Source organism: Desulfuromonas soudanensis (genome assembly GCF_001278055.1).
GTDB lineage: Bacteria > Desulfobacterota > Desulfuromonadia > Desulfuromonadales > WTL > Deferrimonas > Deferrimonas soudanensis.
In genome coordinates, this window is record NZ_CP010802.1 from 3,947,805 (window position 1) to 3,958,620 (window position 10,816).

Annotated in this window: 13 protein-coding genes; all 13 read right to left on the bottom strand. The window is 56.1% G+C overall.

Annotated elements, in window-relative coordinates; translation table 11 throughout:
* Nucleotides 1-4 precede the first annotated feature (4 nt).
* The 13 genes from atpH to rpmH all read right to left on the bottom strand — a co-directional run bounded on the left by atpH (nt 5) and on the right by rpmH (nt 10,565).
* Entirely contained in the window at nt 5-547 is a 543-nt protein-coding gene (gene atpH / locus DSOUD_RS17585) for an ATP synthase F1 subunit delta (protein ID WP_053552223.1), read from the bottom strand.
* Nucleotides 544-1,128, bottom strand: a complete 585-nt coding sequence (gene atpF, locus DSOUD_RS17590; RefSeq protein ID WP_053552447.1) for a F0F1 ATP synthase subunit B — start codon at nt 1,126-1,128, stop codon at nt 544-546. Before atpF ends, atpH begins: the two co-directional genes overlap by 4 nt.
* Nucleotides 1,129-1,151: 23 nt before the next feature.
* Nucleotides 1,152-1,577 (bottom strand): ATP synthase F0 subunit B, encoded by a 426-nt coding sequence (locus DSOUD_RS17595; protein WP_053552224.1) that lies wholly within the window; start codon nt 1,575-1,577, stop codon nt 1,152-1,154.
* A 203-nt stretch (nt 1,578-1,780) separates the two neighbouring features.
* Entirely contained in the window at nt 1,781-2,158 is a 378-nt protein-coding gene (locus DSOUD_RS17600; RefSeq protein ID WP_232426469.1) for a bactofilin family protein, read from the bottom strand.
* Nucleotides 2,159-2,200: 42 nt separating this feature from the next.
* Complete coding sequence (locus DSOUD_RS17605; protein WP_053552226.1) at nt 2,201-3,067, bottom strand: ParB/RepB/Spo0J family partition protein; 867 nt, start codon at nt 3,065-3,067, stop codon at nt 2,201-2,203.
* A gap of 2 nt (nt 3,068-3,069) precedes the next feature.
* Nucleotides 3,070-3,834: a ParA family protein gene (locus DSOUD_RS17610; RefSeq protein ID WP_053552227.1), complete on the bottom strand. Its 765-nt coding sequence runs from the start codon at nt 3,832-3,834 to the stop codon at nt 3,070-3,072.
* A 137-nt stretch (nt 3,835-3,971) separates the two neighbouring features.
* Nucleotides 3,972-4,643, bottom strand: a complete 672-nt coding sequence (gene rsmG / locus DSOUD_RS17615) for a 16S rRNA (guanine(527)-N(7))-methyltransferase RsmG (RefSeq protein WP_053552228.1) — start codon at nt 4,641-4,643, stop codon at nt 3,972-3,974.
* Between the two features lies 1 nt (nt 4,644).
* On the bottom strand, nt 4,645-6,504 hold the full coding sequence (gene mnmG, locus DSOUD_RS17620) for a tRNA uridine-5-carboxymethylaminomethyl(34) synthesis enzyme MnmG (RefSeq protein ID WP_053552229.1): 1,860 nt from the start codon (nt 6,502-6,504) through the stop codon (nt 4,645-4,647).
* A gap of 96 nt (nt 6,505-6,600) precedes the next feature.
* Nucleotides 6,601-7,974: a tRNA uridine-5-carboxymethylaminomethyl(34) synthesis GTPase MnmE gene (gene mnmE / locus DSOUD_RS17625; protein WP_232426470.1), complete on the bottom strand. Its 1,374-nt coding sequence runs from the start codon at nt 7,972-7,974 to the stop codon at nt 6,601-6,603.
* Nucleotides 7,975-8,172: 198 nt separating this feature from the next.
* Nucleotides 8,173-9,789 (bottom strand): membrane protein insertase YidC, encoded by a 1,617-nt coding sequence (gene yidC / locus DSOUD_RS17630; protein ID WP_053552230.1) that lies wholly within the window; start codon nt 9,787-9,789, stop codon nt 8,173-8,175.
* Nucleotides 9,790-9,829: 40 nt separating this feature from the next.
* Nucleotides 9,830-10,042 carry a membrane protein insertion efficiency factor YidD gene (yidD, locus tag DSOUD_RS18120; protein ID WP_082351371.1) on the bottom strand — a complete coding sequence of 71 codons (213 nt, stop codon included), beginning with the start codon at nt 10,040-10,042 and terminating at the stop codon, nt 9,830-9,832.
* Between the two features lie 6 nt (nt 10,043-10,048).
* The gene (gene rnpA / locus DSOUD_RS19225; RefSeq protein WP_232426471.1) at nt 10,049-10,462 is read right to left on the bottom strand and encodes a ribonuclease P protein component; all 414 of its coding nucleotides are present in this window, start codon (nt 10,460-10,462) and stop codon (nt 10,049-10,051) included.
* Nucleotides 10,416-10,565: a 50S ribosomal protein L34 gene (rpmH, locus tag DSOUD_RS18130; RefSeq protein WP_082351373.1), complete on the bottom strand. Its 150-nt coding sequence runs from the start codon at nt 10,563-10,565 to the stop codon at nt 10,416-10,418. The genes rnpA and rpmH overlap by 47 nt, the downstream gene beginning before the upstream one ends.
* Between the last annotated feature and the right edge of the window lie 251 nt (nt 10,566-10,816).

Genomic DNA, 10,816 nt, shown 5'->3' on the forward strand with positions numbered 1-10,816 from the left:
GATCTCACCCCTTCTTTAAGGTATCTTCAATCCGTTTCAGCTGAGTTTTGATGCTGCCGTCAAAGACCTTCCCGCCGATTTCGGCCTGGATGCCGCCGAGCAGGGAAGGGTCGAGCTGCACCTTCAATTCGACTTTCTTTCCGGTCTGTTTCTCAAGGCCCGACTGGATCTCGCGGCACTGGCCCTCATTGAGCTCGACAGCGGAGGTAATCTGCGCCCTCACGACACCCGAGAGTTCATCGGCGAGCCTGCGGTAGTCCCCCTCGATTTCCGAGAGGTACTTGAGTCGATCCTTGGTCAGAAGGAGACCGAGAAAATTCCGGATGCCCGTCGAAAGCTTCATCGCATCGTAAATTTCCGACAGGATGACTGCCTTCTTGTCCGTGGCGAAGGTGGGGCACTCGAGAATGAGCCGCAGCTGGTCTTCCCCCTTGAGGACGGACCCTACCTGCGCCAGTTCATGACCAAAGAGCTCCACCGTCTTCTGCTCGGAACCGAGGTTTACCAGGGCCTGAGCATATCTCCTGGATATCGCGCTGTTACTCAATTTAGTTCTCCCACCTTGTGCATGTATTCGTTGACCAGACGGGTGTTGTCGTCCGCTGTAAAATCCCTTTTGAGCAGGTTTTCGGCGAGACTGACAGCCATCCTGGCCGTTTCCTGGCGCAGCTCTGAACAAGCCTTGGTCACCTCATGGGCGGCGGTCTTTTCCGCCTCCTGTTTAATTTTCTCTGCCATCTCCCTGGCGTTAAGGAGAATCTTCTCCCGCTCCAATTCCCCCTCGCGGCGGATTTCGGCGTAGATCTCCTCGATTTCCGCAGAAGCTTTGGCCAGTTTGCCGTCGTATTCGGCGAACTTGGCCTCCGCTTCCTGCCGGGCGGTCTCGGCCTGAGCGAGAGCCTGAGCAATCCCCTCCCGGCGGCCCGCCAGCCCTTTGCGGATCGGCTTGGTGATGAAATAGGCGAGAATACCGAAAGTCACGGCAAAGTTGAAGCAGCGGTAAAGAAAATCCTTCAGCAGGACACCGCCGTCGACAGCATGTCCTTCTCCACCCGTCGAAGCAAGGGCAGCGGTGGCCAGAGCTAAGAAGGCGACGGTGGCGAGGGCGACCAGGTTTCCTTTTTTCATTTTCATATCCCTGCAGATGGTCATTACAGCCCCCTTCCGAGAACCTTGGAGGCAATCTGGGCTGCCAATCCCTCCGTTTCGGCCTTGAGGGCCTGGCGGGCACGGTCGGCCTCGCTGGCGACCTTCACCTTGATCGTGTCCATATACTCCGTCGCCGTGGCGCGGGCTGCGGAGAGAATTTTCCCTTCCTCGGCATGCGCCTGGCTGCGAAGTTCGTTCTTTTCCTGATTTCCCTTGAGCTTGGCCTGCTGCAGTTGTTCCTGGTAATGAGCCATCTTTTCATCGATGGCCCCCTCGAGGGATTTCGCCTTCCGGTAAGATCCGTCGACGGTTTCTTTTCGTTGTTGCATCACCTTCCGCAGCGGGCGGTAGAGAATGACGTTCAACGCCAGCATGAGCACAACAAAATTGATGAACTGCAGACCCAGGGTCCAATCGATACTTATCACTTCGGCACCTCGTCACATCCGCAGGTGTTTCCCCCTGCGAAGTCGGTATACTGTATACAAAGATTTTCGGGATTAAAAATTTGCCTCATTCGGGCAAAAGATGCGAATAGCTACCATATAGGGCTTTTTGTGTCAAGGGGCATTTGTTTTCCCCCTGGCCGCAATGGCAAAAATTCCCCGCCGGGCCTCGACGGAACGGCGACTTATTTTTTGGCCGCCGGCTCACCGGGACGTCCGCCACGGTTCATCGTCAGGGTGGCGTTGAGCAGGACCCCCTCCTCCACCACCAGCAGCGGGGTTTCAATCGTCCCCTGCACCTGAGCGGGAGCACGGAGTTCCACCTTGGTGGCCGCCTTGATGTTTCCTTTAAAGCGGCCGCTGAGGATGAGGGTCCCGACCGTGACCTCCGCCTCAATGTCGGCGGCTTCGCCGACGATCAGGGTGTCTTTGGAAGTCACCTCGCCGCGAAAAGATCCGTCGATGCGAACGATTTCATCGAAGAGCAACTTTCCTTCAAACTGACTGCCGGGGCCGAGGAACGCCTTGATTTCACTTTTCGCCAAGGGTGTTTCTTTTTTCATTATTTTGTTGTCCTTCCTGCCAAACATGGGAGACACCGTGCCTTATGCCAACTCGTTCGAAGAAACGCCCAGGACTTCGAGAAGACGATCCAGATCCTGGGGATTAAAATAGGAAATTTCGATGCGCCCCCCCTTCCCGCGGGGGGTGATTTTGACCTGGGTTCCAAGAGCCCGCTTCAGTTCCCCGGCCAGGTGGACCAGCTCGGGATCGCTTTCCTTTTTCCCTTTAACCTTAGGAAAGCTACCGAAACTCTTAATCTTTTTAACCAGGGCCTCCGTCTCGCGGACCGAAAGTTTTTTCTGGACCACCTGATCCCGCGCCTCGAGTATATCCTCGACCACTTCCAGCGCGAGAAGAGCGCGAGCATGGCCCATGCTGAGGTTGCCGACCATCACATCCTCACGGACCCGCTCGGGAAGACGCAGCAGGCGCAGGGAGTTGGCGACCGTGGAGCGGTCTTTACCGACCCGGCGTGCCACCTCCTCCTGCGACAGGTCAAAACCGTCCATCAGGTTCTGATAGGCCATGGCCTCTTCGATGGGATTGAGGTCCTCGCGCTGGATATTCTCAATCAGGGCCATTTCCAGTGCCCAGTCCTCTGAGACATCCTGGATGACCACGGGAATTTCCCGCAATCCGGCCTTTTGCGAGGCGCGCCAGCGACGTTCGCCGGCGATGATCTGGTAATGATCATCCACCCGACGCACCACAAGGGGTTGAATCACCCCCTTGGCCTGGATGGACGCCACCAGTTCCGCCATCTTTTCATCGTTGAAATTCTTGCGCGGCTGGTTGCTGTGGGGTTTTAATTCTTCGATGGGACAGAGAAAATATTTTTTTCCCCCCTCCTGGGTCGCAGAATTCAGCAGAGCGCCGATCCCCTTGCCCAGGGCTGGTCTTTTTGCCATGATCAGTTCCCCGTCTCGATGATTTCTTTAGCCAGTTCCAGGTATGCCGTGGCGCCGCGGGAGGTGATGTCGTAGAGAAGTACCGGCAACCCGTGGCTCGGGGCCTCGGAAAGCCGGACATTGCGCGGAATGACCACCTGAAAAACCAGGTCGTTAAAATGCTGCCGGATCCCCTCGCTCACCTGGTGGGACAGGTTGTTCCGGCCGTCGAACATGGTCAGCAGGATCCCCCGGATCGTCAGGCGGGGATTGAGTTCCTTCTGGATCAGTCGGATGGTATTCATCAACTGACTCATCCCCTCCATGGCGTAAAATTCGCACTGCAGGGGGATCAGGACGGCATCGGCGGCAGTCAGGGCGTTCACGGTGAGAAGCCCGAGGGAGGGCGGACAATCGATGATGATATAGTCGTACTGGTCGCGAATCGAAGAGAGAACCCCCTGCAGCTTCAACTCCCTGGCCATGGCCGTCACCAGCTCAATCTCGGCGCCGATCAGGTCGGTATTGGCCGGCAGGATATCCAGATGTTTGAGGTCGGTGTGGACAACGATTTCCTCCGCGCTCACCTCGCCGAGGAGGGCATTGTAGATGGTCAACTCCTGCTTCCCCTTGTCGAGGCCGACGCCACTGCAGGAATTGGCCTGAGGGTCCATGTCGACCAGCAGGGTCCGCTTTTCGGCGGCCGCCAGGGAAGCGGATAGATTGACCGCCGTCGTCGTTTTCCCCACGCCACCCTTCTGGTTGGCAATGGCAATAATCTGGCCCATGGGCTCTCTCCTTTAACCTTGACAGGGGGCAAAGACTACCACATTCCCCGTGCCTCTGAAAAGGAAAAAGGGGGTCAGGGAAAGGCCTGGTAAGAGGTTGGGATATCTTGTATTTCGAGCACTTCGACACCCCATATCTAGTGGTCCTCCTCCTCGTTTCGGCGCACCAGGACGATCAGAGTCCGTGCCGCGTCGGATGCGGGAAGACGCAGAGACCGAACCTCGCTGCACTCCAGCCCTAGTCCGGCGAGAAGCTCCGAACCCTCCGCCAGTTCACGCACTCCATCCCCCCCTTTCATGGCGACAATCCGCCCCCCGGGAGCCAGACAGGGGAGCGCCAGGGCGGCAAAGGCCGGGAGGGCTGTAAAGGCCCGGGAAACAACCAGATCAAAACCACCGGCCCAGAGGGGATTGTTCGACAGAGACTCGGCCCGACCATGATGGGCCTGAAAATTTTCCAGTTTTAATTGGCGAGCGATATGGCGCTGAAAGACGACTTTTTTCTCCACCGCATCGACGGAGAGCACCTGCAGGCCGGGAGAGGCAATCTTCAGGGGAATCGCCGGCAGGCCGCCTCCCGACCCGAGATCGAGGAGCCGTTCGTCCCCCCTCAGAAGCGGCAGGAGGGTCAGGGAATCGACCAGGTGTTTTTCGATGGCGGCCCGAGGCTCGGTAATGGCGGTCAAATTGACCTTTTTATTCCAGTTGAGCATACCCGCGAGAAAGGCCAGCAATTTCTCCTCGGTTTCCGTTCCAAGGACGATTCCCATCTCGGACAGTTGATCCTGCAACAGTGGTGAGCCCTTCATCCTACCTCCTGCGCAGACAGACGGAAAGAATGGCGATCCCCGCCGGGGTGACACCGGGAATCCTTGAAGCCTGACCGAGGGTCATCGGCCGCCCCTTTCGAAGCTTTTCCCTGACCTCGGCGGTGAGTCCGGAAACGGCGGCGTAATCAAAATCCGGAGGGATGGAAACGCCTTCCGAGCGATGAAAGCGGGCCACCTGTTCCAGTTGTCGGTCGATATATCCTGCATATTTGGTTGCGATTTCGAGTTGCTCGAGAACGGGGCCGGAGAGACCGGCAAGGGTTTCGTCGAGAAAAAGGAGTTTGTCGATGGAGAGATCGGGCCGACGGAGGAGTTCTTCGAGCGAGGCCCCATTTTTGAGATCGTTCAAACCGAGACGAGTGACCGCCTCCTGCGCCGAGGCGCCGATCCGGACATCCCGGAGACGCCCCTGGCCGATACCCAACGCTTCCATCTTGGCGCAATAGCGTTCCCAGCGCTCGCCGGTGACCAGGCCTATGCGGTAACCGAGTTCGGTCAGACGCTGGTCGGCGTTGTCCTCGCGCAACAACAGGCGGTATTCGGCCCTGGAGGTAAACATCCGGTAGGGTTCCGAGGTTCCGAGATTGACCAGATCGTCGATCAACACGCCGACATACCCCTGATCCCGTCCGATGATCACCGGCTCCCCTCCTTGGACCCTGCGGGCGGCGTTGATCCCGGCGATCAACCCCTGGGCGGCGGCCTCTTCGTAGCCGGAGGTGCCATTGATCTGACCGGCATGAAAGAGTCCGCGGATCCCTTTGGTTTCCAGGGTCGGATGGAGCTGATCGGGATTGACATAATCGTATTCGATGGCGTACCCCGGACGCATGATTTCAGCCTTCTCGAGACCTGGAATGGTCCGGAGAAAGGCGAGTTGCACGTCTGGGGGAAGGGATGTGGATAAACCGTTGGGATAAACTTCGGCACTGGTCCGGCCTTCCGGTTCGAGAAAGACCTGGTGCTGATCTTTTTCCGGAAAACGGACGACCTTGTCCTCGATAGAGGGGCAATAGCGCGGTCCGACTCCTTCAATGACCCCGCTGTAGAGGGGGGATCGGTCGAGGTTGGACCGGATGATCTCGTGGGTCTCGGGTCGGGTATAGGTGATATGACAGGGGAGCTGCTCCCCCTCGATCCGGGTCGTGTCCGCCGAAAAAGGTCGAGGAGGATCATCCCCGTACTGCGGCTCGAGAAGCGTAAAATCAATGGACCCGGCGTTGAGGCGCGCAGGCGTCCCCGTTTTCAACCGCCCGACCTCCAATCCTATTCCGCGCAAAAAATCGGACAACCCCTCGGAGGGCGGCTCCCCTGCCCTTCCCCCCGGATAGTGGTTGAGCCCGACGTGGATCAGGCCGCGCATGAATGTCCCGGTGGTCAACACCACCGTGTCGCCGCTGTAAACGACTCCGTCCCGTGTAGTCACCCCGGTGACGCGATCCCCATCAAGCAAGAGATTGGCCACGGCGCCCTGTTTCAGATCGAGCCGCACCTGGCGCTCGACGACCCCCTTCATCCGCGATGCATAGAGGTAGCGATCGGCCTGCGCTCTGGAGGCACGAACAGCCGGTCCCTTTTTTGTGTTCAGGACCCTGAACTGGATACCCGTAGCGTCAATGTTTCTCCCCATTTCGCCACCGAGAGCATCAATTTCCCTCACCAGGTGCCCCTTGGCCAAACCACCGATGGCAGGATTGCAGGACATCTGCGCCACGGCATCGAGACTCATATTCAGCAGCAGCGTCACACAACCCATCCGTGCGGCGGCGAGGGCGGCCTCGCAGCCGGCATGACCTGCGCCGACGACGATCACCTGATAATGTTTTCCGTAATTCGACATCGTCGTTTCCGATCAAAGAGTGCGGCAAACCACCCAGGGTGCCAATTTGGTCACAAATACAGACCCTTAGACTATTGTTTCACGTGAAACATTACCTTATTTTCCGATACAAAATCTGGAAAAGATCACGTCGAGGATGGCCTCGGGGGTAGTTTCACCGGTAATTTCCCCCAACGACTGCAGAGCCCCCCGCAAATCAACAGAAAGAAGCTCAACGGGGGCTTGCCGTTCGACGGCGATGGAGAAGTTGCCAAGGGCTTCGCGGGAGCGGACCAGAGCCTCCCGGTGCCGCCGGTCGGAAAGAAGGATCGACTCCCGACCCTCCCCTGAAGAATTGCCCAAAAAGCGGGAGACGATGGTGTCCCGCAAAACATCGAGGCCCTCCCCCGTGTGCGCAGAAAGACGCACCTGGGGTAAATCCGCAAAACCACCGGACAGGGGCGTTTGTGCCAGGTCACCCTTATTGACCACCAGGAGCAGGTTTCGGCCAAGACAGGCGGAGAGGACTTCATGGTCCTCCTCGACAAGGGCAAGGCTTCCGTCGACGACGAGCAGGATCAGGTCAGCCGTGGGGATGCGGGCGCGGGCGCGCCGAACCCCTTCGGCCTCCACGGGATCCTCGGTGATCCGCACACCCGCAGTGTCGACGATCCTCAGGGGGATCCCGCCGAGAACAAAATTCTCTTCAAGTGTATCCCTGGTGGTGCCTGGAACCGTCGTGACAATGGCACGGGATTCGCCGAGCAAAGCGTTGAGAAGGGAGCTTTTCCCCACATTGGGGCGACCCAGAATCAGAATGGAGAGCCCCTCACGGAGGACACGACCACTGTCAAAGGTGGCAAGGAGAGCATCCATCTCGGACATCAGGGCCCGCCCGGCCTGAAGGATTCTTTCCTGATCCTGAAAGTCGAGATCCTCATCGGGGAAGTCGACCTGAGCTTCGATTTCGGCCAGGAGGTTCATGGTGCCGTCGCGAAACCGGTAGATGGCCCGCGACAGACCGCCTTCCATCTGTTGCAGGGCCACGCTGCAGGCGGACTCGGACCGGGCGCGAATGAGGTCTATCACCCCTTCGGCTTCGGCGAGATCGATGCGACCATTGAGAAAGGCTCTGAGGGTGAATTCTCCGGGCCGAGCGAGACGAAGGCCGCTGTCTATCAGGAGATCAAGAATGCGCCGCAGCACAAGGGTCCCGCCATGGCAATGTATTTCAACCACATCCTCCCGGGTATAGGAGTGAGGCTGCCGCATGACAACCGCCATGACCTCGTCGAGAAAAACCTCATCACTGGTATAGATACGTCCGTGATAGAGGCGATGGGATGTTAGTCGGGATACGGGGCGCGTAGGTCTGAAAAAGCGCAAAAGGGTCCCTTCTGCGTCCGTCCCGGACAGGCGGATGATGCCGACCCCTCCCTCCCCCATGGCCGTGGCGGGGGCAACGATGGTCTCATGATTCAGTATGTCCACGGGTACCCTCCCTTTCTTCCTGTTTTGCCCATCGACATCGTAAGTCCCAATATAAAAAAAACGGTTGAATGGCAACTCCCCGCCGGAATGTTCCGACGGGGAGAGTGACAGAGAGAGCACCAATCAAATAATCCAGAAAAACCGTATCTTCCGTCAACTGCCCCACAACGATAAAAAGTAAACACCCCGAGGGGGTTATCAGGCGGGGCGGTTGATCCTGTACTGCTGTAGAATAGTAAGAAGGTTGTTAACGAGCCAGTAAAGGACCAAACCGGCCGGGAAGTTGAGAAACATGAAGGTGAAAACCACAGGCATCAGCATGAAGAGTTTCGCCTGTTTCGGATCCATGGAGGTAGGCGTCATCTTCTGCTGAATGAACATGGTCGCCCCCATGATCAAAGGGGTGATATAAAAAGGGTCCTTCACGGAAAGATCCGTAATCCACAGGAAGAAGGGAGCGTGCCGAAGATCGATGTTGTGAAGGAGAACCTTATAGAGGGCGAAAAAAACAGGGATTTGAATAACCATAGGCAGACAACCGCCCAGTGGGTTGACCTTTTTTTCTTTATAAAGGGTCATGATCTCCCGATTGAGCCGCTCCTTGTCATTCTTGAATTTTTCCCGAATTTTGGCCATTTCCGGCTGAAGCTTCTGCATGGATTTCATGGATTGATAACTCTTCTGGGTCAGTGGCCAGAAGAGAAGCTTGATGATAACCGTCAGCAGAATAATGGCCACCCCGTAATTGCCGACATAGGTATAAAAGAACTTCAATACCTGTGTCAGGGGCCGAGCGATCAATCCGAAAAACCCGAAATCGACGGCCTGGCTTAGCCGGGGATCTACCGTGTTGAGAATATCGATGTCTCGCGGCCCGTAGTAGGCGAGAAATCCGAAGTTCACCTCGTCCCCAGGGTTCAGGGATGTATAGGGCGTATTGAACTGATTTTCAAGAACGTCTCCCCTTTTGGCGATTTGTACCTTTTCAACGGCATCTCCCTGAGGAATAAGAGCCGAAAGGAAATAGGTGGTTTCGAAACCGCTGAAAATAAGATCGGATCCGTAGATTTTGGCTTCTTTGGCCAGGTCGTCCACATCTTCAGTTTTGATTTTGTCGCCGACGAGGGAAACGGGGCCGGTAAAACTCCCGCTGCCGCCCTTGCGGGAATCATCCCAGGGTTCGACGAGATTGAGAACCAGATTCCCCCGCAGGACCTGAAGACCCCGATTGCGCGCATTCACCTGCAGGGAAAAATCGTAGCCGTCACCGTTAAAGGTGAAAATTTTCTTGAGTTCCAGGCCATTGACGTCTGTGAAGGAAAAAGTAAGGGAACGGGATTCACCGGGGGCGAGGGTCAATGAAGCACCTGGTATGTCCACTGTATAGTTGTTTTGGCCGGACACTCGAAAGTTTTCTGTTCCCTCCAGGCGCAGGGTTGTCGTCCGTTCAGGACCGGCAGAGACGAGGGAAACGAGACCGGAATCCGCCTCTTTGGTTTGCTTGAATTGCTTAAGAACAAAACTCTTCAGGCTGGCACCGGATGATGAGAAAACTGCTGTGAAAAAATCATTTTCGACGGTAATCTCACGAACCTCGTCGATGACCGTGGCTGCCACTGGCGAAATCTGACTGACGGGTTGATCCACCACCGATTCTGCGGCAGAAGGGGTCTGAACCTTTTCATCGCCGGATGATTTTTCAACAACAGACGGATTGTTTTCCGGAACCGGAGTGCGGGAAGGGAAGATAAAACTAAAGGCGATCCAGACCACCAGCATAAGGGTAAGGGCGATCAGGGTGTTTTTGTTTTCCATGGATAGACTCCGGTATGAATGAATAAATATACGGGGAGATTTAACTAAGGGGGTCGAACCCTCCGGGATGCCAGGGGTGGCAACGGCACAGGCGGGCTATTCCCTTGAGAATACCTGAACCGACACCGTATTTTTCAATAGCCTGGAGAGTGTAACAAGAACAGGAGGGATAAAACCGGCAGGAAGGCCCCTTGAGGGGTGATAAAAATTTTTGATAAAACAGTATGAGAAGAATTGTGAATCGTTTGATCATGCCGCCTCAGCGAACCTCCGCTGCATTAAGAACAGCCAGTTCTTCGACCACCTGTGACAAGTCCAGAAGCGGCGCGCCCTTTTTGGCAATGATGGATAAATCGCAGTCGCACGGCCAAAATCGAGAGTTAAAGCGAAACGTTTCCCGCACCAGCCTCTTGACCCTGTTTCGCTGAACGGCCCCCCCGACCTTTCGACTGGCGGTAATACCGAGTCGGGTGGGGCCCTCAGCCTTTTTCAGGACGAAGATGATAAAGTGCCGGGTATGAATTTTTTTCCCGCATTCCCTGGCCTGCAGAAATTCCCGACGAGCCCTGAGGCGTCTCGAGCACGGAAACTTTCCACTTTTTGTCACCGTCCAGCCTTTACGGCAATTATTTAACAGGGATGGTTGCGGCAAGAATTTTACGTCCCTTGGCACGACGACGCTTGAGGACGCTCTGACCATTTTTGGTCTGCATCCGCTTACGGAAACCGTGGGTTCTCTTCCTCTTCACTTTGCTCGGCTGGTAGGTGCGTTTCATATTTTTTACCCCTATCTGAAATTTTTGGATTTTTGAAAGCCGTGACTTTCAACAAAGAGTATCTTTAACCATCTTTTGGACTATCTGTCAACAAAAATAAAGGAAAGCGCCACGGAGGTTACCCAGGGTCCGAGGGGGGGTCCAAAGCCAAAAAGACCTTGCAAACCCGGTGTAGCTTTGCTAGTTTGAAATGCCGAATAAGGGGCACTGCGCCCTCAACCCAAAGGGGTCCTGTGAAAAAAAACAGCAAA

Coding starts and splice junctions, on each gene's coding strand:
- atpF (WP_053552447.1), bottom strand. CDS start 1,128: ATGAAAAAAGGAAACCTGGTCGCCCTCGCCACCGTCGCCTTCTTAGCT.
- yidD (WP_082351371.1), bottom strand. CDS start 10,042: ATGATCAAACGATTCACAATTCTTCTCATACTGTTTTATCAAAAATTT.
- DSOUD_RS17610 (WP_053552227.1), bottom strand. CDS start 3,834: ATGGGCCAGATTATTGCCATTGCCAACCAGAAGGGTGGCGTGGGGAAA.
- yidC (WP_053552230.1), bottom strand. CDS start 9,789: ATGGAAAACAAAAACACCCTGATCGCCCTTACCCTTATGCTGGTGGTC.
- mnmG (WP_053552229.1), bottom strand. CDS start 6,504: ATGTCGAATTACGGAAAACATTATCAGGTGATCGTCGTCGGCGCAGGT.
- DSOUD_RS17600 (WP_232426469.1), bottom strand. CDS start 2,158: ATGAAAAAAGAAACACCCTTGGCGAAAAGTGAAATCAAGGCGTTCCTC.
- DSOUD_RS17605 (WP_053552226.1), bottom strand. CDS start 3,067: ATGGCAAAAAGACCAGCCCTGGGCAAGGGGATCGGCGCTCTGCTGAAT.
- rpmH (WP_082351373.1), bottom strand. CDS start 10,565: ATGAAACGCACCTACCAGCCGAGCAAAGTGAAGAGGAAGAGAACCCAC.
- rsmG (WP_053552228.1), bottom strand. CDS start 4,643: ATGAAGGGCTCACCACTGTTGCAGGATCAACTGTCCGAGATGGGAATC.